The organism is Streptomyces sp. NPDC002573, from assembly GCF_042889625.1.
Lineage (GTDB): Bacteria > Actinomycetota > Actinomycetes > Streptomycetales > Streptomycetaceae > Streptomyces > Streptomyces gibsoniae.
Window position 1 is genome coordinate 10,528 of record NZ_JBIARC010000068.1, and the last position, 23,444, is coordinate 33,971.

Here is a 23,444-nt window from a genome sequence, read left to right on the forward strand (position 1 = left end):
TCACCGTGACGGCGTGCCACCCGGCCCCGCGGTTTCCGTCACGCCGGCCGCGGCCAGCAGATGCTGTGCCACGACCCGGGCGCCCTCGTCCCCGATGATGATCGTGTAGTGGTTGGTGCCGGGTACGAGCCGTGTGCGCACCAGATGGGGGTTGAGGCCAGCCGAGGCGAGCCGCTGCTCGTCGTACAGGCCCTGCGGCTCGTCCATCAGACCGCGTTCCGCCCACAGCAGCACTGCCGGGAGGGGCAGTCGGTGCACCGCACACGACACCTCCTCGCGCAACTGGTCGACGCCGTCGGTGCGGACCGCCTCCAGACTGCAGCAGGAGCGCAGTTCGGGCTCCTCCCCCACGAGATCGCGCTGGATGTAGGCGTCCACCCACGGCGACCAAGAGGCGGCGAAGGCCGGATGCTCCTGCCAGAACGCGCGGTAGGCGTCCCGGTCGCAGAACGTCATCGACAGCCGCCGCATGGCCGGGCCGATCACCGAGGTGATCAGCTCGTCAGGGTCCAGGCCGGCCGGAACGGGGAAGCCCACACCGCCGTCCACCAGCACCAGGGCCGCCGGCAGGTGCGTGTGGCGCACCGCGGTCACGGCCGCGGCGAAGGCCCCCATGGAGTGGCCGGCCAGCACCACCCGGCCCACGCCCAGCGCGTCGACCACGGCGGCCATGTCGTCGGCGTGAGCCGCGATGCCGTACGGACCGGGCAGGTGTCCGCTGCGGCCCCGGCCGCGCAGGTCGGGGGCCACCAGGGTGACCCGGCGGGCCAGGTGGTGGGCGACGTGCGCCCAGCTCAGCCCGTTGGCCGTGATGCCGTGCAGCGCCAGTACCACCGGCGCGCCCGGGGTGTCGGCCGGCCAGCGCGACACGGCCAGCTCACCGCCGGGCACCGGCACCCGAAGTTCCTCGCGCGCTGGTGCGGCCGCGTCCTGACGGGCCGTCGCGTCGTTCTGCGCATTGTTGCTCATGCCGGGAGGACCTCCTCGCGGTCGTCTGCGGCGCGGGACGTACGGGCGGCACGCAGCCGGGCCGGCAGCCGCGCCACGCCGCCGGGCAGCAGGTATATCACTGCGACGAACAGGGCGCCGAGCAGGAACAGCGGCTGCGAGAGCGGCACCCGCAGCAGGGAGGGCAGGCCGGCGACCGCGCCCGAACCGGCCAGGTCGCCGAGCCGGTGGTCGGCCCAGGTGTAGACGATGCCGCCGACCAGGGGGCCCCACCGGGTGCCCGAACCGCCCAGCACCACCATCACCAGCAGCGACAGGGTGAAGTCGGAGGTGGTCGTCTGCGGGGTGGCGCCGCCGGTCAGCAGCAGGTACACGATGCCGCCGAGCGCGGCCAGGGTGCCGGCCAGGACGAACGCGGCCAGTTTGAAGCCGTACGGGCGCAGGCCCAGCACCTCCACGCGGCGTTCGTTCTCCTTGATGCCCTCCCAGACCCGGCCGATGGGCGAGCGGACCGTCCACTGCACGACGGCCAGCACCACCACGAGGTAGGCCAGGGCGATCCAGTACAGGTTGGCGGTGTGTTCGATGCCGACGAGTGAGGCGGGCAACCGGTCGGCGGGTGCGGCCCTGCCCTCCTCACCGCCGGTGACGCCTCCGGGGTCGCGCTGCACGAGGATCGACCCGGCCTGCGCGAAGGCCAGGGTCACCATGGAGAACCCGATGCCGCTGACCCGCAGGCCGACCGCGCCCAGCAGGGCGGACAGCGCCACCCCGGCGAGCAGGCCCAGCAGCGCGGACACGGCGAACGGCAGGCCCGCCTCCAGCATGACGGTGTTGGTGACGTAGGTGCCGGCGGCGAAGTAGAGGGCGTGCCCGAAGGACAGCAGTCCGGTACGGCCGAGGAGCAGGTCGTAGCCTGTGGCCAGACCACCGAAGAGCAGGCACAGGGCGAGCAGTTGCAGGTTGCCGGGGCTGCCGATGGGGCCGTCCAGGAGACCCGGCAGCGGCAGCGCGCTGTAGGGCACGGTGAAGAGCACCACGAGCAGCAGGGCGGGCCACCAGCGGGTGGCCCGCCGCAGCCGTTCGGAGCGGGTGGCGACGGGGTGGTCCGCCGTACGGGCCCGGCCGCGCGGCTGGGTGGCGGTGGTCATGCGAGCCTCCCGGTGAGCCCCCGCGGCCGGACGAGCAGCAGGGCGGCGAGCAGGACGACGACGGCGAGGTCGCCGAGCCCGGCGGTGGTGTAGTAGTTGGCGAACTGCTGGACGAGGCCCACGGCGATCGAGGCCAGGGCGGCACCGGTGAGCGAGCCCATGCCGCCCGTCACCACGACCACGAAGGCGAAGATGAGCAGCGAGGTGCCCTGCTGGGGGTCCACGGAGCCGAAGTAGAGGCCACCGAGGGCACCGCCGAGGGCCGCCGCCGCGCCGCCGATGGCGAAGACCAGGGTGAAGGCCTTGCGCACGTCGATGCCGAGCGCGGTGACCATCGCCCGGTCTTCCACCCCGGCGCGGACGACGAGTCCGTGCCGGGTGCGGCCGAGGAACAACTTGAGCACGGTCAGCACCACCAGGGCCGCGCCGATCAAGACCAGGCGGTTGAGGGGCACTTCTGCGCCCAGCAGGCCGAAGGTGCCGGACAGTGCCTTCGGCCCGGGGAAGGTCCGCGCGTCGGACCCCCAGATCGCGGACAGCAGGGCCGGGACGGCCAGGCCCACACCCACCGTCGCGAGGATCTGCTCGCGCGGGCGGGTGTAGAGCGGGCGGATCACGGCGAGTTCGAGCAGCACGGCGGCGACGGTGCCCACCGCGGTGCCGAAGACGACGGCGAGGACGAACCCGGCCCCTCCGGATCCGGCACCGGGCAGGTGGCCGGAGGCGGCCCACCAGGTGCCGTAGGCGCCCACGGACAGCAGGGCCCCGTGGGCGAAGTTGAGCACGTCCATCAGCCCGAAGATCAGCGACAGGCCGGAGGCGACCAGGAAGTACAGGGCGCCCAGGCCGAGCCCGGTGCAGGTGAGCAGTACGACGGTGGACATCAGGCGTCTGCCTCCATGGTCCGGGCGGTGGGGCGTGCCGCGGTGTGAACGGACGGGCCGGCGGGCGCCTGTGCGCTGCCGCCGTGGCTGGCGCTGCCGACGCCGAGCAGCCGACGGGCCGCCTCGGCGTCGGCGAGCAGGTCGGCGGCCGGGCCCCGGTGCGCGGTGCGGCCGTCGGCGAGGACGACGCAGTGGCGGGCGAGGCGGCGCACCATCGCGAGATTCTGCTCCACGAGCAGTACCGGTACCGCCTCGGCGGCGCGCTCCAGCACCTGGGCGACCTCGGTGACCACCCTGGGTGCCAGGCCCTTGGTGGGCTCGTCGGCGATGATCAGCCGGTTGCCGTTGAGCAGGGTGCGGGCGATGGCGACCATCTGCTGCTGGCCGCCGGAGAGGGTGCCGGCGGCCTGCCGGGCGCGTTGCTTCAGCTCCGGGAACAGCTCGTGCACCAGGTCGTAGGCTGGTTCACCGGCGCCGGGCCGCTCGGCCAGGCGCAGGTTCTCGGCCACGGAGAGGGTGGCGAACACGCCGCGGTCCTCGGGGGCGTAGCCGATGCCCCTGCGCACCAGGGTGTGGGTGGCCAGGCGCACGGTCTCCTCGCCGGCCAGCAGCACGCTGCCGGTGCGTGGGACCAGCCCGAGGATGCCGCGTACGGTGGTCGTCTTGCCGGCGCCGTTGCGGCCCAGCAGAGCGGTGGTGCCCGAGGCGGCGACCTCCAGGTCGACGCCGTGCAGGATGTGCCTGCCGCCGATCACGACTCGCAGATCGCGCACGGTGAGCAGGGATGCCGGGGCCGGGGGTGTCACAGGTCCTCCCCCAGGTAGGCCTGCTGCACGGTGGGGTCGGCCATCACCGCTTCCGGAGTGTCCAGCGCGAGCAGGGTGCCGTGGTGCATCACGGCCAGCCGGTCGGCGAGGTCCAGCAGGACGTCCATGTGGTGTTCGACCATGAGCACGGTGCGCCCCTCCTCCTTGTGCAGCGACCGGATGAGCTCGGTCAGCGCGGGCACCTCCTCGGCGCTCACGCCCGCCATCGGCTCGTCGAGCAGCATCAGCCGGGGCTCGCCGACGAGCAGGACCGCGAGTTCGAGCTTGCGTTTCTCGCCGTGCGAGAGGGCGTCGGCGCAGGAGTCGGCGCGGTGCTCGAGCTGCGTGCGTGCCAGCACCCGGTCGACCTGCTCCGGATAGGTGTCGGCGCGTCGCCAGACCCGGTACGAACCTCCGCCGGCGGCCTGGGCCGCCAGCGCCACGTGGTCGGCGACCGTCATACCGGGCCACAGGCTGGAGGTCTGGAAGGTCCGCCCGAGGCCACGCCGGGCCCGGGCGTAGGCAGCCTCGGCGGTGATGTCGCGGCCGTCCAGTTCGATGGTGCCCCGGGAGACCGGACTGAGCCCGCTGACCAGATTGAATAGGGACGTCTTGCCCGCGCCGTTGGGGCCGATGAAGGCCAGGAACTCGCCTTCGCGGACGTCGAAGGACACCGAGGCGACGATGGTCGCGCCGCCCACCGTCCAGCCGATGTCGCGCAGCCGGAGCACCGGCGCCGGGAAGGTACGCCCATCCGCGGCGCCCCGAGCCTCCGCGGCGGCCGGTGACGTCGTGTTCGAGGAGGACATCCGCTCAGCCCGCCGTCCCCGCAGCCGGTGGTGCGACCGCCGTCATCGGGATGCTGTCGATCAGCTCCGGCCGGGCGGCGCTGCCGCTGCCCTTGAGCCGGGCGGTGAACATCGGCTGCAGCAGGGCGTGGTCGGCGGCGCGGATCTGCTCCTTGCCCTTGGGCCCGTCGAAGCTCCAGCCCTGAAGCGTCTTGACCATCGCCAAGGTGTCGGTGACGCTGCCGGACTCGATCGCGTGCACGATCATCAGGGCGGCGGTGAAGCCGTCCGGGCTGAACAGGTCGGGGGTACCGCCGGCCTTGGTGATGCCGTCGAGCATGGCCTTCTCCACGGGGTTACCGCCCCCGGCGCCAGGGAAGTAGTGCGCGAGGAAGGCCACCTTGGAGTCGGCCGTGCCGAAGACCGGGTAGGAGGCGGTGCCCGCGAGCCCGGTGACGACCTTGCTCGTATCCAGCACGCCCTGCTGGTTCAGCGCGGTCCACAGGGCGGGAGCGGTGGCGCCCGCCCAGGCGACGAACACCAGGTCCGGCTTGCCGGCCCTGGTCTGGCGGGCGAAAGGCGTGAGGTCGGTGGCGCTCGGCGGGGCCAGCACGGAGCCGACGTGCGCGCCCTTCTTGCCGAGGACCGCCTTGACCGCGGCCACGTTGGCCTGTCCGAACGCGGAGTTCTGGGCGAGCACGGTGACCTTCTTGCCCTTGGCGTCGCCGAGCAGGGTTCCGGCCGCGAGGATGTCCTGGTAGGACTGCCGGCCCGAGCGGAAGGTGTAGGAGTTGACGCCGGTGACCGCGTCGGCGGCGGCGGGCCCGCTGACGTAGAGCACCTTGTTCTGCGCGGCCAGCGGCGCCATCTGCAGGGCCACACCGGAGTCGGTGGTGCCGGCAAGGATCTTGTAGCCGTTGCCGATGAGGGTCTTGGCCACGGCGACGGCCTTCGCCGGGTCCCCCGCGTCGTCCTGTTCGGTGACCTGGATCGGGTGGCCGCCGGCCTTGTTCGTCCCGTGCGTGGCATAGGCGAGGCCCGCCTTGAAACCTTCCTCGTACTGCTTGCCGTAGGCGGCCAGGAGTCCGCTGCGAGAGTAGACCAGCCCCACCTTCACGGGAGCGGCCTTGCCGTCCGAGCCGGCGGAGGCGGTGCCGGCAGTGCCAGCGGAGGAGCAGCCCGCGACCAGGGCGCCGAGGGCGATCAGGGTGAGTGCGCGAACAGATCTGTTTCTGAAGGTGTCCGTGAGGCTGGGACGCATGACGATCGGCTCCTGACAGTGTGTCGCCCGCCGCCGCCAGTTGCCGCCGGCCTTGCCAGGAACGGCGGCCGGGTTCGCGACGACGGGAGCGCGGTGCGTGGTTGCCGGAACCCTAGGAGCGCCGTACGACGCGCGGCATGTTGCCAATCACCGCTCTTTGAGGCCCAGTCATGGCACCGGCACACATGGTCGGTGACCGCTGGTCCAGGCAAAGGTGAAAGACACCCGGTCCTGATCGCCCCGTCGTGGGCAGGCCGGGCCGGCGAACGGAACGGACCTTGGTGGAGAAGGAAACGGCATGGACAAAGTGATGGCCGCGCCCGCGCGGGCAGTGGCGGACATCCCCGACGGCGCGACACTCGCGGTCGGCGGGTTCGGCCTGTGCGGCATCCCGTCGACGCTGATCGCCGCGCTGGCCGAGACGAGCGCGTCCGGGCTGCGGGTCGTGTCCAACAACTGCGGTGTGGACGACTGGGGGCTGGGCCTGCTGCTGCGGGCCGGCCGGATCGCCCGGATGACATCCTCCTACGTGGGTGAGAACAAGGAGTTCGCACGCCAGTACCTGGCCGGCGAACTGGAGGTGGAACTGACTCCGCAGGGCACGCTCGCCGAGCGGCTGCGGGCCGGCGGCACCGGCATCCCCGCGTTCTACACCCCGGCGGGTGTGGGGACGCAGGTCGAGGAGGGCGGCCTGCCCTGGCGCCACACCCCCGACGGCGGCGTCGCGATGGCCTCCCCGCCCAAGGAGACACGAGAGTTCGACGGCCGCCGCTACCTGCTGGAGGAAGCCATCACGGCCGACTTCGGGCTGGTGCGTGCGGCCGTCGCGGACCGGCACGGCAACTGTGTGTTTCACGCCGCGGCGCGCAACTTCAACCCGCTGTGCGCGATGGCAGGCCGCGTGACCGTCGTGGAGGCCGAACGCATCGTCGAGGCCGGCGAAGTGCCGCCGGACGCCATCCACCTGCCGGGCGTGTACGTGGACCGGGTGGTCGCCGTCGATCCCTCGCTCGACAAGCGCATCGAGCGCCGCACCGTCCGCCCCGCGCCCGCCGACACCGACGCAGCCGTATCGCGCACCGACTCCGAGGAGAAGTGACCATGCCGCTCGACCGGAACCAACTCGCCGCCCGCGCCGCCCGGGAACTGCGCGACGGCCAGTACGTCAACCTCGGCATCGGCCTGCCCACCCTGATCCCCAACCACCTGCCGGACGGAGTGCACGTGGTGCTGCACTCCGAGAACGGCATCCTGGGCGTCGGCCCCTACCCCTACGACGGCGAGGAGCACCCCGACCTGATCAACGCCGGGAAGGAGACGGTGACCACCGTTCCGGGCACCGCCTACTTCGATTCGGCGCTCTCCTTCGGCATGATCCGGGCCGGCCGGATCGACGTCTCCGTACTCGGCGCCATGCAGGTCTCAGCCCGAGGCGATCTGGCCAACTGGATGATCCCCGGCAAGATGGTCAAGGGCATGGGCGGCGCGATGGACCTGGTCCACGGAGCCCGCCGACTGCTGGTCGTGATGGAGCACGTCGCCAAGGACGGCAGCCCGAAGATCGTCGAGGAATTGAGCCTTCCCGCCACGGGCCGCCGTATGGTGGACCGGATCATCACCGACCTGGCCGTCATCGACGTCACCCCCGAGGGCCTGCGACTGGTCGAAACCGCTCCGGGCATCACCGTCCGGGACGTCCTGGCCGCGACCGACGCCCGGCTCCTCGCCGACGAGGACTCGGCGGCGCTCACCCCCAACTGAACCTCCTCGACTCCCCCAAGAGCCGGTCTCCCACAACGGATGACGGGATGTCTCACCACAGCGGCGGGGCCGTGCAACCACGTCCAGTTGTGACGGTCGGCGACTCGGCCCAGGCAATCCATGGCCGGCGCGGCGCGCGGAACGTGATGAGCGGCTTGGAGGGTACCGAGGGCGAGGTGTCGAAGTCTTTCCGTTTTGGCCCGCGCTCGCTGAGGAGCCCAACCGGTGGCTGAGCGCCGTGGACGCCTCGGTCGGCCAGGCCGGCACGGCCGCGATCAGCACCCGTCAGGAACATAGAGAACAGCCGGACGTGATCCTGTGCCGCTCCAACGTCGACGTGCGTGGGTCCTCGCTAGCAGGCACACGGCGCCGGCGGCGCGGAAGTTGTCCTTTTCGGCTGCCGCCGGTACCGCCCGGTGAGCAGAATGGCGGCATGCTGCAGTTGGGGCTCGTGGATGATCACCCCGTGGCGCGTCGGGGGCTTGCGGCGATCCTCGCTGAGGACCCGGAGGTCGTGGTGGCGGGGGCCGGGGCGCACCCGGCCGACCTCTGCGATCCCGGGGCCCTGGACGTCGTGCTGTGCGATCTCTACCTCGGCGAGGACCGTCCGGCTGTGGCGGAGGTGCGCCGGCTGGCGGAGGTCACGGCGGTGCTGATGGTGTCGGCGGGCAGCCGGCCGGCCGACGTGCTGGCCTGCGTCGCCGCCGGTGCCTCTGGATACGTCACCAAGGACAGCGACGAGGACGTGCTGCGCGCCGCCGTCCACGCTGTCGCCGGCGGGGAGTTCTACCTGTCACCGCAGCTGGCGGGGATCGTCGGCACGGCCTGCCGGAGCGCCGCGTCGAGGGGCGGTGCCTCGCTGTTGACGGCCCGGGAGGAGGAGGCTCTGGGCTGGATCGCGCGCGGCCTGACGCACGCCCAGACCGCCCGCCGGATGGGCGTGCAGCCCTCCACCGTGGACACGTACGTCAAACGCATCCGGGCGCGGCTGCATCTGGGCAACAAGGCTGAACTGGCCTGGTTCGCCCGCAGCCTGACTGAAGGGGGCGGCGCTGGAGGGCAGTGAGCTGCCGGCTCGCGTCTTCGGTGCGCGGCCCGAAGACGCGAGCCTGCGCCTGGCGCGCCTGGAGGGGCGGGCGCTCTTTGCGACGCGGGCCGCGGCCCTCCTCAACGTCGCCGTCGCCCTGGGCACGGGCGTGCAGAAGGGCGCCGTGCCCGCCGTGGCAGTGGCGTTGGCTGCGGCCCTGCTGGCCGAGTCGGTGGCGTTGTCGGTGGCCGTCGCACGCCGTCCCCGGCTGCCCGGCTGGGTAGGGGCGGCGGACACCGCGGTGAGCTGTGCCGCTCTCGCGCTGAACGCCGCCCTGGTGACCGGCCCGCCCTTGCACACCTGGGGCTTCTTCGCGTACCCGTACTCGCTGGTCGCCTCCTGTGCCTGTGGGCTGCTGCTGCGCACCGCCTGGCAGGTGGGCGCCGCCTCGGTTGCCTTGGCTGTGGTGGACGTCGTCTCGGATCACCTGGCGAGCGGGCAGCCGTTGTGGAACGCGATCCCGAACGCGGGGAGCTACCTCGGCATCGGGCCCGTCACCTGGCTGGTGGCGCGAGAGCTGCGGCGCATGGCCGCCGAGCTGGACGCCTCCCGGGCCCTCGCCCTGGAGCTGGCCCGTGCCGGTGCGGTGGCGGAGGAACGCACCAAGCAGTCCCGGCTGCTGCACGACCGGGTGCTGCAGACCCTGGAGACGCTGGCGCACGGGCGGTGGGTGGCCGACACGTGGATGCGCGACCAGGTGCGCGCCGAGGCCGGTTGGCTGCGCTGGCTCATCGACCACGGCCCCGACGCGGTCGGCGCCCCGGCCACGCTCGGCGCCGCCGACCTTGCGACCGGGCTGCACGCCCTGGCGCAGGCGCGGATCCGTCAGGGTCTCAAGGTGTCCGTCTACCTGCCGCCGGAGCCGGAGGCGCACTTCGTCGACGTGCCGCGCCCGGTCACCGACGCGCTGCTGGCCGCCTGCCACGAGGCGCTGACCAACGTGCGCAAGCACGCGGGGACGGACAGGGCAACGGTGGCCGCCGCTGTGGAGGCGCGGTGTGTCGTGGTGAGCGTCGTCGACCAGGGGCGCGGCTTCGCCCCCGCGGAACGTCGCGAGGGCATAGGCCTGGCACGCTCCATCCGTGGACGGCTGACGGAGATCGGCGGAACGGTTGAAGTCAGCAGCGCGCCCGGCGAGGGCACGGTCCTGGAGATGCGCGTGCCGCTGGCGCCCTGACCAGCCGCACGGGTGCGGGATGCCCGGCACCGGCCGGCCCTTGTCCCCGGAACCGGGGACAACCGACCGATGGTGGTGGGCGGTTGGGCTGCCGTACAAAGGAAGGGCCCCGCTCGGGGACGCCCCGCGACCGGCGTGCGCGGCGTGCGTCCCGTTCACCCCGCCTTCTTCGACCCGCGGTGCACGCTGCCCATCCGCCGTCCGAGAGGAAGACCGCCGTGCAGAGCTCCGACCTGGCTCGCCGCGCGCTCGACGCGCTGTCCGCCGGACCCGCCGCCACCCGCAACGACCCGGTGCCGCGGCATCTGCTGGACCGTCACCCGCCCCTGCGGGGCGCCTGGCAGTCCTGGCGGGAGAATCCCGCCAGGGCCGAGCGGGCCACGGCCCTGCGCGTCGCCCTGGACGAGGCGCTCGACCGGGACGCGGAACTCCGCTTGTGGGCCGAGCGGCTGGTGACGAACAGCCAGGCGCCGTGCCCCGCCGAAACGCTGATCCCCCCGTGGGCCACCGCGACCGCGCCCCAGCCGCCGGCGCGTCCACCGCACCCGCCGGCCGCACCCCCGGTGCCGCCTGCTGCCCCGTACCCGCCCGGTCCGGCGGCCGCGCCGACACCGCCCGGTCCGCCCCCGCCCCCTTACGGTCCGCAGCCGTACTACCGGCAGCGCCGCTTCCAGATCGCGGCTCTCGCGCTGGTCCTCGCGCTGATCGGAGTCGGTTCCATGCTCGCGCTGACCGGCACCGGCTCCGGTTCCGCAGGATCGGGCGGTCTCCACCACCGCTTCGCTCTCGGTGTCCAGGGCCACCGGACGGTGAACGCCCAGGTCGACGTCACCGTGGGCGAGGCGACTCGGCCGCAGTGCGCGGGCCACGCCGCGAAGGGCACGGTCTATCCGGTGACGATCACCATCCACAACACCGGCCCCGTCTCCTGGGACACCAGCGAGACCCCGGAGGACGACGTCCAGCCCTCGCTCCACCTGAGCGTGCAAGGAGCTAACCCCGGCATGCTGGTGGGCACCGACTTCCCGGTGCGCGGCGACAAGCAGCACTCCGGCTCGGCCGGCTGCACGGGGTTCGAGGACAAGCAGCGCGACGCCCTGGGACTCGCCGTGGGGCAACGGGCCTCCTGGACGACCGAGGTCGACACCGCGCAACGCGCCCCGGGGGACGAGGAGTTCCTTCTCGCCTTCGAGGACTCCACGGGGACTTCGAGCGCAGGCGAGACATGGAGCTTCCGCGGCGACGGCAGCCACCAGGGCTCCCGGACCACGGTGACACCGAACGCCTCTGCACAGGGTCCCGGCACACGCGAGGACGCCTCCGGCACCACCACCTCTGCCCCCGACCTCGCCTCCGGCACCGGTCTGGGCCCGAAGCCGGCCTGGACGCTGGCACGTGAGGAGACCGGCGACAACCACCAGGCCGACGTGATGTTCTTCGCCGACCGCATCGCCTACGTCGCCGGCGGCGACATCAGGATCGTGAAACCGGCCACCGGGGAGGTCACGGCCACCATCCCGATCCCCGCAGACACCGGCGAGCCCTCTCCCCCTTGGGCGCAGGGCGACTGGAACGGCACCGAGGTGATCGGCGTGACGACCCACACCACCGTCCCCGCGGACGGGCTCACCCCCGAGCGCCACCGCACCACCGTGCGGACCTACAGCCGCGACGGCAAGCAGCTGGGCGCCTTCACCCACGACGACGACCAGGGCGGCAGCCAGTTCCTGAACGGCTGGATCGTCACGACCGACGCCAAGAGCGGCACCACCGCCATCCGTGATCCGCAGGGCAGGACCCGCGCCGTCTTCCCCACGCACACCGGACTGCTCGACGGCTCGAACAACCTGGGCGTCCACGACATCCAGGGCGGCCACTGGGCCTTTGCCTATACCAAGGACGCCGCAGGCCTGCGGAACCTGGACGTCTACGACCTCGCCGCGGGCGGCGGCCCGAAGTGGGGCACCGCGCAGAAGGCGCCACGGGACGCCCAGCAGGACACGAACATCTCCCCTGCCGTCTGGGGCGTCCTGGAGGACCACGTCCTGCTCCAGTGGCCGGGCGGCGACGTGTACGAGTACGACGTGCGCACCGGGCAGCAGCAGGGCCGGATCGGCGCCGCCGACGACCGGCACGCGATCTGGGACGCGGACCATCTGCTCTTCTACAGCGTCGACGGCTCCCGCGCCTACGCCTACGACCTCACCTCCCACCGCCGTACCTGGCAGCAGGACGCCGACCAGCGGACCTTCTACCCCGAGACGTATCTCGCCGGACGGCTATACGGGGCAGTCGGGTCCTCCGACGACGCCAGCGGCAGCGGCAGCGGCAGCGGCAGCGGGGACACGTCGAGTACCGTGGTGCTCGACGCCGCCTCGCACCAAGTGCTGGCACAGAACCAGTCATTCCACATCAAGGGGATGAGCAACGACGGCTTCGCGGCCGTCGAGTTCGACCACCCGGACAACTCCGGCGCGCAGGACTCGGCAGCTCCCTACGTGGTCTACCGCGTCGCCGCCGCGCCGCGGTCGGGAAACTGAAAAGCGGCAACTGTCCGCGGACGACACCTCCCACGCAGCAGCACGGAGTTCAAGGTCACCTACCTACATGCCAACCTCTCCCTCTGCGCGCGTGGCACACAGACGATCCGCGTCTTGTCCGGGTGCAACTGAAGCCCGACCTCTTGCATCCGCCGCTCCAAGGCCGCCAGCAGCGCCCTGGCTTGGGCGAGGCTGCGGCAGTGAATCACGGGGTGAGTCGGCGGCGGGAATCTCACCCGCCGCCGCTCGCAGAACCGTGCGGGAGCCTCTCGACTCACACGGCTCCCATTGCCCAGCCATCAGGTTTGAGACCGAACCGCCAGTGGGCGAACATGTTGGGGTACCGGCGGGCCGTGCCAGCCAGTAGCCCTCGACGCCCTCCAGTACTACTCCGTGGGCGTCGGCAAGGACCTCGCCTACGGCGGGGTCTCGGTGACCGGCGGCCTGCAGGACAACGGCCAGTCGATCCTGCGTGGCCACGACAAGGTCATGGGTTCCAACTTCGGGGGCGACGGCGGCGACACCATCACCGATCCCGCCAACGGCTGCAACATCGCCCAGGAGTACGTCTACCTGGACATGTGGGTCACCCAGAACTGCGGCGTGAACAACGGCGCCTGGTCCACGGACCCGTCGAAGGCCACCGAGTACGAGGTCGCCCCGCCGGACAAGGACCAGGGCGGCAACGGCGCCCGCTTCATCGCACCGATCACCGCCGACGCCAAGGACACCAACACCTGGATCGCCGGCGGCCGGCACGTGTGGGTGAACACCAAGGGCTACGCGATCCGCTCCGGCAAGGAGTGGACCAACTCCTACGATCTCGGTGACGGCCATGTGGCCACGGCCGTGGCGTCCTCCGGCGGCACGGTCTACGTCGGCTGGTGCGGACCCTGCAACAACCAGGGCTTCGCCCGGGGTATCGCGGTCGGCAACGCCGACGGCACCGGCTGGCACCAGTTGAACCTCCCCGTCACCGGCACCGTCCCGAACCGCTACATCTCCGGCTTCGAGATCGACCCGGCCGACGCCCAGCACGTCTACGTGGCGATCAACGGCTTCTCCCGCCGCTTCACCGAGGGCCCGGGCGCCGGCGTAGGCCACGTCTTCGAGTCCAAGGACGGCGGCGCGAGCTGGACGGACGTCTCCGCCAACCTGCCCGACGTCCCCGCCGACACGGTCAAGCTCCTCCCGAACGGCGGCCTCGCCCTCGGCACCGACCTGGCCACCTTCTACCGGCCCGCCGGCGCCGCCAAGTGGCTGGTCTTGGGCCACAACCTGCCCACCACGGCCGTCATGCAGCTCCGCCTCGGCCCGGACGGCAAGCTGTACGCCGCCACCCACGGACGCGGCATCTGGTCCTTCGACGTACGGCGTCTCAAGGCCCGTAAGGACTGATCACCACCCGTACGCTGCGTAGCACGACGACGGCCGGTGCCGCCCCGAACCCGGGGGGCACCGGCCGCCCGGCGTTCGCGTTCACTGCACCGGATACGCCGCCACACTCAGCCGGAGTGTGAAGAGCGGCGCGCTCTCGGGACCCCAGGTCACGGACGCCGAGCCAATGCGCGCGGCACGCACCGTGACCCGGGTGACGCCCTTGCCGTAGGTGCCGGAGGAGGTCACCAGCGCCAGCATCGGGTTGCTGCTGCGCGGCTGCGGCCAGGAGCCCTGGGCGCGTGGCTCCAGGACGACGGTCACCGTCGTGCCGGAGCGCACACACAAGGTGCGGGCGGTGGCGTCCCCGGCGCTGTGGGTGATCGTGGCGGAGCCTGCCAGGCAGCCAGGCAACGCGGAGGCCGTAGCAGGGGGCGACGACGGTGTCCCAGGAGCTGCTGTGGCCGATGGCGAGGTGGAGGGCGAGACTGGATGATCTGTCGCCCCCGTACTGCTTGCCGACGGCGTTGTGGCGTGCGGGTCGGCGGAAGGGCGCGGTGGCGTGGAGTCGGAGTGTGAGCTGCTCCCGCTGCTTCCGCAGGCGGTCAGAATGCAGGCGACCGCAACGACGGCGGCCCCGAACCACGGCCCCTCGAGCCCTGGCCTGCGTCTTTGCTGCTCCAGCGCCACAAATGCCTCCTCACGTCGCCGCACGCCACTGTGACGTTCTGGCCCGGCGCCCGGTTCCTGTGCCGATCGTTCCTGTCCCCATATACAAAGGTGCGCCCCGGCGTCCCCGCCGGAGCGCACCGTGTGCTTTCTCAGGTCAGTGCCGGATCGGCAGCGGCCTGGTGAGGTGCTGTGAGGGGGCGGTCGCCGCGCCGTGGGTCGTGGAGCGTGCGCTGCCGCCGCTGACGGTGAGCGGGCCAGCGGTGTAGAGAGCCTCGTCGAAGGCTTGCCCGTTGGTCGGGGCCTTGCCGACGGCGAAGACGGAGACCGCCTTGCCACTGACGACGGAGGTGGAGATGTAGTCGCCGACCATGCTGCCCTGGGTGGAGCCAGCGATCTGTGAGAGGGACATGGGGCCGGCGACCGTGGCCGGGGAGCTCCAGGTGCTGCCGCCGTTGGCGGAGGAGATGTAGCCGACCTCCAGCTGGCACGTGGACGTGGTGCAGTTGGCGTTCGGGTAGAAGTAGTAGTAGAGGCCGATCTTCGCTGTCGTGCCGGAGGTGGCGGGGTCGATGCCGATGCCGGGGATGAAGTGGTCGACGCCGCTGGTGGTGGCGTCGATCGGGACCCGCGTCACCGACGACCAGCTGGTGCCGTTGGTCGAGGTGGCGTAGACGATGTCGTTGGCCGGGCAGCCGGAGCGGAAGCGGCAGTCCTGCCAGGCGACGTAGATCTTGCCGGCTCCGTCGATCTCGGCGGACGGCAGGCCCTCACCGTCGCGCAGGTTGCCGGCCACGCCGTGGCTGGAGACGTTGGCGATCAGTGTGCTGGCGGACCAGCTGGAGCCGCCGTCGGCCGAGTTGAAGGCGCGAACGGAGCTGCCGTTGGCGGAGTAGGGGACCACGACCGTGCCGTTCGGCTGGACGAGAGGCTGGCCGCCCAGACCGCTCGGTCCTCCGGACGGTGCCACCGGCGCCGACCAGGTTGCGCCGCCGTCGGTGGAGCGGCTCATCACCACCGCGTTGCCCGAGGACGTGACGTCGACCTCGACGTAGCAGGTGCCGTAGTACGGGCTGGTGGCGGAGTTGTCGCAGACGATCCACTCCTTGTCGTAGCCCTGGCCGTCGTTGCCGACCGCGATCACCGGGTTCTGCCAGCTCGTGCCGTTTGTGGAGCGGCTGACGCTGACGCCGGCGCCGTTGACGTTGCTGTCGATGACCAGTCCGGCGACCATCCAGGTGCCGTGCTTGGCGTCGTAGGCGACGGCCGGGTCGGAGACGCGGGCCCAGCTGCCACCGCCCTGGTAGGTGGTGATGCCGGGCAGCATGCCGTGCTGCCAGGTGGTGCCGCCGTCGGTGGAGGTGTTCCAGCCGATGTCGGAGGCGCCGCCGTCGGTGAACCGGCCGACCTGGGAGGAGGCGACGATCGTGCTGCCGTAGGCGAAGGTGTCCGGTTCGAGCTCGGTGGCGTGCTGGCTGGAGGAGTTGGTGAACGGGTCCGTGCTGACCTGGGTCAGACCGGGCGGCGGGGTGGCGGTGGTGAAGGCGACGTCGTCGTAGAGGGTGTAGGTGGCGTCGCCCGCGTAGTTGTCGTCGTGGCTGACGAGTTTGAGGGTGTAGCTGTGCCCGGCGGTCACGGACGACGTGACCTGCTTCCAGCCCTGGCCGTTGGTGCAGGTCTTGGCCAGTGCGGTCGTCGTGGTGCCGGTCGTGGTGTCGGTCAGGGTGGCCGTGGCCCAGTCGTACGTGACCGTGTCGGGACAGGTCACGCTGTACCAGAACGACAGCTGGGTGGCTCCGGTCGGCGCGGTGAAGGTCTGGGCGATCGAGGAGTCGCCGTTGGTGGGCGAGGTGCCGCCGACACGGGCGGCGTAGGTGCCGCTGTGGGCGCCAGAGCCGACCACAGATGTGGTCCCGGCGGAGGTCCAGCCGGTCAGGCTGCCGGACTCGAAGCCGCCGTTGGAGACGTCGGCAAGGGCCGGGTGAGATGCGAGAAGGAGACCGCCTAACGACAGCAGAGCGGTGGTGGCGGTCGCCACGAATCTACGGAGAGCAGTGCGCGACATGAGGAGACCCCTCGTCGTCGATGGTGGGTGTACGCCCTCAAGCGAGGGCGTTTGAGGAGGGGCGGACCACCGGCGCAGGTCCGCTGGTCCGCCCCGGGCACGACGTTTCAGGAACCGATCTCTGGCCCGACGCCGGTCAGGACAGGGTCACGTCGTCATAGCGGGTGTAGGTGGCGTCACCCGTGTAGTTGTCGTCGTGGCTGATGAGCGTGAGCGTGTAGCTGTGACCGAGGCGGTCTTCTGGAGACGGCCACGCACTCGTAGTACGGGCCCGAGGACGAGGAGACGTTCGCGAACTGCGTCACCACCCAGCGATTGGCCAGCGTGTCCCAGCGGACCACCCCGTCATCGTCGTTGGTGGACTGGCAGGACCCGCCGAAACCGGACCACAGAGTGCTGGTGTCGGTCGGAGCGAGGACGGTGGCACCAGACTCGGAGTAGACCGCGTAGGCGGTGGTCACGGTCTCGACGATCTGGCTGGAGCCGACGGCGGCGTTCGGGTCCGGCGGGACACCGCTGATCGAGTAGTTGCTGGCACCGATGCCCTCGAAGTTCGTGCCCGTCGAAGGGGCGGACGGCCCGCCGGGGCTGGACTGCACGACCGGGTCCGGGATGTGGGACGCGGGCGGGTGCGGGAGGCGCGCCTCGCCGGGGTCGTCGTCCTGCTGCTTCTTGCCGTGGTGACCGTGGTGCGCGTGGGCGACCATGGAGCGCAGGGTGGGGAAGGTGTCGTGGCGGACGGCCGGGCCGGTGTCGACCGAGTGGTGGGCCGCCTGGGGTGCGGGGTCGGCCTGGGCCGCGGGACGGCGAGCCAGAGTACGGGGACTGCGGTCAGGATCGCGGTGAGCGCGGCTATCCGGCCGCGTCTGCGTCTGGATCGGGACACGGAACATCCTTTCACGCAGCCGGAGATCGCCCGACATGTGGGGACAAGAAGGACGTTCACGCCGATGGAGCGCGTGTTCACAATCCGGGATAGTTGCACCGGACATGTCATGCAACAAGAGAGATGCAGCCTGCATGGCGCGAAGCAACCGAGAATTTACGCAGTGCAGTCAACCCACAGTAAAAACGCAGGGTTTCCTCTGCATCGGCACAAGGGATTTCCCTGTATCGCCCGTAGGGGAAGCGCGAGTCCCAGCCGGATCACGGAACGGATCCATCCTCAGCCGCGTCCCACCGTCCGGCTGTCCCGACTCCACCCTGGGGGCACCGTGAGACACCACCACACTGGGGCTCGTTCACTCGCCGTTGTCGCCCTCATTGTTTCAGCCGCCACCTGTGCGTCCGGCACCGGGGCCACCGGGGGGGCCAAGGAGGACCCTTCCGCCACAGCTCCGGCCCTGTCGTCCACCGGGAGCCCGGCCATCACCAACTCTTCTGCCTCCGGCTCGACCACCAGTGGCTCAGCATCGCCCGGCCGCACCACCTCGGCGTCGCCCGGCGCGCCGGCAGCTCCACCCGGCTGTGCCTCAGCGGCACTGTCACGGTCCGCCACCCGCCTTCCGACAATCCCCTGCGCGCCGTCTGCGTTCACATCGGCACGATGATCCGCATCACCCTCAAGCCAGCGCACAACTTCACCTGGGGGCCGGTCACGAGTTCCAACCCAAAGATGGTCATGGTGCTCGATGACCGCACAGAACCCAATGGCACGCGGTCTGGCACGGCGCGCGCCGCCACCCCCGGCACCGCCATCTTGAGGTCGGCCGACGCCTACACGCCCGACCCGCACGATCCGCCTTCACGAGCCTGGCAACTCACCCTCACCGTAGGACCCGTACGCCTACGACGGCTCGACGTGCAGCCGCAGCCGCCACAGCCACGTCTGCGGCCCGAACCGATCCCCGTGGAACGAAGACGTCGACCGCAGCTCCGCATCTCCAGGACCGCCGGCCCGCACGACGGCCCGGACGTTCCCGTCCTCCAGCTCCGCCGGTACTTCCAACCGACCGGCAACAACCTCAATGTGTGTCCAGCCGTAGCTGGGCGAGCCCTGCACACGGTGCGCGCAGAACACCGACGAGCGACCGGTAGCCATACATATTCAGCGGTCCATCGGGCAGGCTGGCCTACGCCTCGGCCCGGGCGGGGTACGGTGCTGTCGGTGGACTACCAGCGCATTCTCAAGGCGCTTGCGGACCGGGCCCGGCTCGGCCAAGGGCCGCTGACCTGCCAGGAGATGGCCGCAGCGTTCGGCATGGACGTGGTGCCGGCGCGGGTGGAAGCACTGCGGTCGAAGGCGAAACGCCTGGTCGCGCGCGGCTGGCTGGCCCAGCCCGCGCCGGGCCGGTTCACGCTGGCTTCGGGCGTGAGCGGGCCAGGCGGCGCGTCATGAGCAGCGTCATCGACCAGTAGATCATCGCTTCGGCGCTGGTGGTGCGGCGTTCGAAGTCGCGCGCCAGGCGGCGGGTGCGCATCAGCCACGCGAAGAGGCGCTCGACGATCCACCGTTTGGGCAGCACCACGAACCCCTTGTTGTCATCGCTGCGTTTGACGATCGTCAGGATCAGCGCGAGCGTGGCCAGGCAGTAATCGACGAGGCTGCCGGTGTAGCCGCCGTCGGCCCAGATGAGGGCGAGCCGGTGATGCGCGTCGGACACCCGCTCAAGCAGGACCTGGGCGGCGGCGCGGTCGCCGGTGTCCGCGGCGGTGACCATCACCCCCAGCAGCAGACCGAGCGTGTCGACCACGACGTGCCGCTTGCGCCCGTTGACCAGCTTGCCGCCGTCAAAGCCGCGGCTGTCCGCACCGACGACGGCGTCCGCCTTGACCGACTGCGAGTCGATCAGCCCAGCCGTCGGCTCCGCATCCCGCCCCAGACTCATCCGGACCCGACCGCGCAGCCGGTCGTGGAACTCCTTGACCAGGCCGTGGTCGCGCCAACGCCGGAAGAAGGCGTAAACGCGGTCCCACGGCGGGAAGTCGGCGGGCATCGCCCGCCACTTGATGCCATTGTCGACCAAGTAGCGGATCGCATCGAGTAGCGCCCGGGTTGCAGTACGCCTCCGGTTGCCCTCCCCGGCCTCGCATCCAGCCCGGCACCGGCAGCAGCGGCCGGACGGCTGCCCACTCCGCGTCCGTCATGTCCGTCGGATAACGCGGCTGCCGGGACCAGTTGTCGGCGGCGTTTCCGAACCGGTGAGCCAGACAGTCACACTCCCGCGTGACGGAACTGGACTGCCCGGCCATCGACACGGAACACTGCGGCACCAGGGCTTCCTGATGTTGCTCGGTGATTCGACACCAACGAGCTGTTCAGGAGGCCCTGCTCGTATGCGCCGAGCAGCCCGTGACCACCCAATCGGGACTTCCGTTCGATCGACAAACCGAACGATCGGTACGACAACAGCTATTTACTCCCAAGGCTTCCCACCCGACAGACCGTCATGAACCGGACACCATCCGGCTACGCCGAAGCCCTAGGACAGAAGGGCTCGTCCGGGGCGGCCGCCGTTTATTTCAGGCCACGGGTCTCCGAACGCCAATGCCCGGCCGACAATGTGAGCTGCGCAAGTCGCATTCCATGCTGGTCGTTTCAAGCTATGTGGCATGAACTCCCTTGTTCCGACATTCTTATTTATTGTAAGTTCAGTCGCGTGGTCGGCATCGGCCTTCTGACGTCTTGCGCGTCCGGTTGATCCTTAGATACGAGACGTTTCGTAAACATTCACGTGGTGGAAATCGGAGAGTAGCGACTAGTAAGGAAAATGTGACGCCGAGCTGCCAACTGGGAAGCCTACGGTCGATCCGGCGCACAATCGGTCACACAGAGCTATTTATAGCGTTCGCGGTCACGCTCCGATTACTTGCCGAATGTATACGACGTTTCCGCTCTACTTGCCCCAGCGTCTCGTGATCCCGTTACTGTCACTCCATTCGGCTTCGCACGAGCCCCTGACCAGCACCTTCAGCGCGAGGCGAGTGACGCAAAGAGACTCACGCGACACTAGCGATGACAGTACGGGCAGGACTTCGTCCATTTCGTGTTCATCTCGACTTCTCCCGCGCCGTGATTCAGTTCTGTCTTTGTCGGCCAGACGACGTCGCTCGACTCCGGACCAATACCACGCAGAAAGGATTCGTGGGGACTCATGAGCTCTGTAACGCAGGTGAGTAATGCCACGCGGAGGCCCGCCGCTGAGGCGGGCGACCGCAACATCACAGCATTACTGCTGCGAGCCGCACAGTCGCACCCGGACACCGGCCTGCGCTTTTGTCATGGCGGAGCGACTGACGAGGCCACCTTCCAGTCCTACCCCGAATTGCTGGACGAGTCCCGTCGGCTGCTGTCCGGGCTGCGCGCCCAGGGCGGACGAGCGGGCGCCAAAGTGGCTCTGCTGGTGGAGAGCCCACGGGAGTTCATCTCTTTGTTCTGGGCCTGCCTGCTCGGCGGCCTGGTACCGTGCCCGCTGGTGCCGCTGCGCGGCGACCCGGAGCGCTGGTCGGCCCAGCTCGCTCACGTCAACCAACTGCTGGACCGGCCGCTGCTGATCGCCGACGAGACGCTCGCCGCCGAACTCCCGGCCGGTGCCGACGTGACGGCCGTCCCCCTGGCGCGGCTGCGCGGCATGGCCCCCGCCGAGGACCTCCACGACGCGGCCCCGGCCGAACTGGCCCTACTGGTCCTCACCTCGGGCTCGACCGGCAATTCCAAAGCGGTGATGCTCAGCCACGGCAACCTGCTCGCCTCCATGGTCGGCAAGAACGGCTACCACCGCCTCACCGCCGACGACACCGTGCTCAACTGGGTCTCCTTCGACCACGTCGCGGCCCTGCTGGAGTGCCACATGCTCCCGCTGTACGCGGGCGCCCAGCAGGTGCACGTCGAAGCCCCCGTGGTGCTGAAGGACCCGCTCGAGTTCCTGCGGCTCATATCGCGGCACCAGGTCACCGTAACCTTTACTCCGAACTTCCTGCTCGGCTTGGTCAACGGCATGGTGGACCGTCTGGCGGACGCGGACGCCGAGCCGGTCGACTTGACGCGGCTGCGACACATCATCAGCGGCGGGGAGGCCGTAGTGTGCGCCACCGGCAGCGCGTTCCTGGAGCATCTCGCCCCGTACGGGCTGGTGCCGACCGCGCTGTGGCCGGCCTTCGGCATGACCGAGACCTGCGCCGGCAGTATCTACTCCACCGGCTTCCCCGGGACCGATGTCGGCCAGGAGTTCGCTAACCTCGGCCTGCCCGTCGAGGGCCTGTCCATCCGGATCGCAGACGACGACAACCGGCCGCTGCCCGAGGGCGAGGTCGGTGAACTCCAGCTGTCCGGGCCGATGATCACCGCCGGCTACTACAACAACAGCCAGGCGACCGAGGACGCGTTCACCGCCGACGGCTGGTTCCGCAGCGGCGACCTCGGCCGGATCGACGAGGGCCGGCTGACCCTGGTCGGGCGCAGCAAGGACAGCGTCATCGTCAACGGCGTCAACTACTACAGCCACGACATCGAGACCGCCCTGGAGCAGATCGACGGCGTCGCCAAGTCCTACGCCGCCGCGTTCCCCACCCGCGCGGAAGGCACCGACACCGAGCAACTGGTGATCGCCTTCCACGCCGAGGTGCCCGACGGAGACGAAGCCGGGCTGTTCCGGCTGGTCACCGCGGTCCGCAGCACCGTGGTCATGCACTGGGGCTTCCGGCCCTCCCTCGTACTGCCGCTGCCCGAAGCGGCGTTCCCCAAAACCAGCCTGGGCAAGATCCAGCGTGCCCTGATGCGCAAGCGTCTGGAGGCCGGCGGCTACGACGACCGGATCACCGCGATGTCCGAGCTGACCACGCGCCAACTCGGCGGCTACACCGCCCCCGAGGGCGACACTGAGTGGAAACTCGCGGCTCTCTACGCCGAGATGTTCGACACCACCACGGACAAGATCTCTGCCACGGCGAGCTTCTTCGACCTCGGCGGCACATCCCTGGACATTCTGCGGCTGCGCCTGCACGTCGAGCAACGCCTGGGCGTGGCGGACCTCCAGATCGTCACCGTGCTGACCGCCCCCACCGTCCGCGCGCTGGCCGCCTACATCGATGCCGACCGGACCTCCGGCGAGCGCCCGTACGACCCGGTGGTGCCCATGCAGGTCAGCGGCACTAAGACCCCGCTGTTCTGCGTTCACCCGGGCGTCGGTGAGGTCCTGGTGTTCGTCAACCTGGCCAAGTACTTCGTCGCGGACCGGCCGTTCTACGCCCTGCGCGCCCGCGGCTTCAACCGCGGCGAGAAGCCGTTCACCAGCTTCGCCGAGATGGTCGACACGTATGTGCTGGCGATCCGCGCTAGGCAGCCGCACGGACCCTATGCGGTGGCCGGCTACTCCTACGGTGGCGCGGTCGCCTTCGAGATCGCGAAGGTGCTGGAGTCGCAGGGCGAGCGGGTCGACTTCGTGGGCAGCTTCAACCTGCCCCCGCACATCAAGAACCGCATGGACGAACTGGACTTCGTCGAGACCGCCGCTAACCTCGCCCTCTTCCTGGAGCTGATCAACAAAAAGCAGTCCTTGGACCTGCCGTCGCAACTGCGCGGGCTGTCCCGGGAGAGCCAGCTGCAGCACTTCATCGACATCGCGCCCGCCGACCGGCTGGCCGAACTCGACCTGACCGCCGAGAAGTTCGCGGCCTGGGCGGAACTGGCCAACGGCCTGACCGATCTGGGCCGCAGCTACACGCCGAGCGGCTCCACCCGCTTCATGACGGTGTTGTACGCCGTACCGCTGCGCGGCACGAAGGAGGAGTGGCTAGCCAACGAACTGCGCCGCTGGGACGACTTCACCGCCGAACCCGTCCGCTACGTCGACGTACCCGGCGAGCACTACACACTGATGGGCCCGCAGCACGTCGCCGCCTTCCAGGCGATCCTGCGGCGTGAAATCGACCTGGCCATGGGCGACGGTGGCGTTGGCACCGCCAGCCGCCACAGCGACGGGGCGTGACGTA

At 70.5% G+C, this 23,444-nt stretch carries 16 protein-coding genes and 2 pseudogenes; 8 read left to right on the forward strand and 10 right to left on the reverse strand.

Going from position 1 to position 23,444, the window contains the following annotated elements; translation table 11 throughout:
* The 6 genes from ACFYX0_RS38145 to ACFYX0_RS38170 are packed head-to-tail and all read right to left on the reverse strand — an operon-like array spanning position 1 to position 5,838.
* Entirely contained in the window at positions 1-969 is a 969-nt protein-coding gene (locus ACFYX0_RS38145; RefSeq protein WP_388977960.1) for an alpha/beta hydrolase, read from the reverse strand.
* Positions 966-2,099: a branched-chain amino acid ABC transporter permease gene (locus ACFYX0_RS38150; protein WP_388977962.1), complete on the reverse strand. Its 1,134-nt coding sequence runs from the start codon at positions 2,097-2,099 to the stop codon at positions 966-968. Before ACFYX0_RS38150 ends, ACFYX0_RS38145 begins: the two co-directional genes overlap by 4 nt.
* On the reverse strand, positions 2,096-2,983 hold the full coding sequence (locus ACFYX0_RS38155; protein ID WP_388977965.1) for a branched-chain amino acid ABC transporter permease: 888 nt from the start codon (positions 2,981-2,983) through the stop codon (positions 2,096-2,098). Before ACFYX0_RS38155 ends, ACFYX0_RS38150 begins: the two co-directional genes overlap by 4 nt.
* Positions 2,983-3,789 carry an ABC transporter ATP-binding protein gene (locus ACFYX0_RS38160; protein WP_388977967.1) on the reverse strand — a complete coding sequence of 269 codons (807 nt, stop codon included), beginning with the start codon at positions 3,787-3,789 and terminating at the stop codon, positions 2,983-2,985. Before ACFYX0_RS38160 ends, ACFYX0_RS38155 begins: the two co-directional genes overlap by 1 nt.
* Positions 3,786-4,598 (reverse strand): ABC transporter ATP-binding protein, encoded by an 813-nt coding sequence (locus ACFYX0_RS38165; RefSeq protein ID WP_388977970.1) that lies wholly within the window; start codon positions 4,596-4,598, stop codon positions 3,786-3,788. The genes ACFYX0_RS38160 and ACFYX0_RS38165 overlap by 4 nt, the downstream gene beginning before the upstream one ends.
* A gap of 4 nt (positions 4,599-4,602) precedes the next feature.
* Complete coding sequence (locus ACFYX0_RS38170; RefSeq protein ID WP_388977973.1) at positions 4,603-5,838, reverse strand: substrate-binding domain-containing protein; 1,236 nt, start codon at positions 5,836-5,838, stop codon at positions 4,603-4,605.
* 298 nt (positions 5,839-6,136) lie between these two features.
* On the opposite strand from ACFYX0_RS38170, the gene ACFYX0_RS38175 reads away from it, so the two are divergent.
* The 6 genes and pseudogenes from ACFYX0_RS38175 to ACFYX0_RS38200 form a co-directional block, all read left to right on the forward strand.
* On the forward strand, positions 6,137-6,937 hold the full coding sequence (locus ACFYX0_RS38175) for a CoA transferase subunit A (protein ID WP_388977976.1): 801 nt from the start codon (positions 6,137-6,139) through the stop codon (positions 6,935-6,937).
* Positions 6,938-6,939: 2 nt separating this feature from the next.
* On the forward strand, positions 6,940-7,599 hold the full coding sequence (locus ACFYX0_RS38180; protein ID WP_388977978.1) for a CoA transferase subunit B: 660 nt from the start codon (positions 6,940-6,942) through the stop codon (positions 7,597-7,599).
* Between the two features lie 433 nt (positions 7,600-8,032).
* The gene (locus tag ACFYX0_RS38185; protein ID WP_388977981.1) at positions 8,033-8,665 is read left to right on the forward strand and encodes a response regulator; all 633 of its coding nucleotides are present in this window, start codon (positions 8,033-8,035) and stop codon (positions 8,663-8,665) included.
* A 145-nt stretch (positions 8,666-8,810) separates the two neighbouring features.
* Entirely contained in the window at positions 8,811-9,863 is a 1,053-nt protein-coding gene (locus ACFYX0_RS38190; protein ID WP_388977984.1) for a sensor histidine kinase, read from the forward strand.
* 218 nt (positions 9,864-10,081) lie between these two features.
* On the forward strand, positions 10,082-12,403 hold the full coding sequence (locus ACFYX0_RS38195) for a hypothetical protein (protein ID WP_388977987.1): 2,322 nt from the start codon (positions 10,082-10,084) through the stop codon (positions 12,401-12,403).
* A gap of 369 nt (positions 12,404-12,772) precedes the next feature.
* Positions 12,773-13,801 (forward strand): annotated as a pseudogene (locus tag ACFYX0_RS38200) (glycosyl hydrolase); the annotation flags it as partial.
* Positions 13,802-13,882: 81 nt separating this feature from the next.
* Here ACFYX0_RS38200 and ACFYX0_RS38205 read toward each other — a convergent pair.
* The 3 genes from ACFYX0_RS38205 to ACFYX0_RS38215 all read right to left on the reverse strand — a co-directional run bounded on the left by ACFYX0_RS38205 (position 13,883) and on the right by ACFYX0_RS38215 (position 17,437).
* On the reverse strand, positions 13,883-14,194 hold the full coding sequence (locus ACFYX0_RS38205; protein ID WP_388977989.1) for a hypothetical protein: 312 nt from the start codon (positions 14,192-14,194) through the stop codon (positions 13,883-13,885).
* A gap of 412 nt (positions 14,195-14,606) precedes the next feature.
* Positions 14,607-16,514, reverse strand: a complete 1,908-nt coding sequence (locus ACFYX0_RS38210; protein ID WP_388977992.1) for an exo-alpha-sialidase — start codon at positions 16,512-16,514, stop codon at positions 14,607-14,609.
* A 176-nt stretch (positions 16,515-16,690) separates the two neighbouring features.
* On the reverse strand, positions 16,691-17,437 hold the full coding sequence (locus tag ACFYX0_RS38215) for a hypothetical protein (RefSeq protein WP_388977994.1): 747 nt from the start codon (positions 17,435-17,437) through the stop codon (positions 16,691-16,693).
* A gap of 1,172 nt (positions 17,438-18,609) precedes the next feature.
* Between ACFYX0_RS38215 and ACFYX0_RS38220 the strand changes: the two are divergent.
* Positions 18,610-18,852, forward strand: a pseudogene (locus tag ACFYX0_RS38220) (hypothetical protein); the annotation flags it as partial.
* Here ACFYX0_RS38220 and ACFYX0_RS38225 read toward each other — a convergent pair.
* Positions 18,809-19,480, reverse strand: a complete 672-nt coding sequence (locus tag ACFYX0_RS38225; RefSeq protein WP_388977997.1) for an IS5 family transposase — start codon at positions 19,478-19,480, stop codon at positions 18,809-18,811. The pseudogene ACFYX0_RS38220 and the gene ACFYX0_RS38225 overlap by 44 nt on opposite strands.
* 1,128 nt (positions 19,481-20,608) lie before the next feature.
* On the opposite strand from ACFYX0_RS38225, the gene ACFYX0_RS38230 reads away from it, so the two are divergent.
* Positions 20,609-23,440, forward strand: a complete 2,832-nt coding sequence (locus ACFYX0_RS38230) for an AMP-binding protein (RefSeq protein ID WP_388978000.1) — start codon at positions 20,609-20,611, stop codon at positions 23,438-23,440.
* Positions 23,441-23,444: the final 4 nt, after the last annotated feature.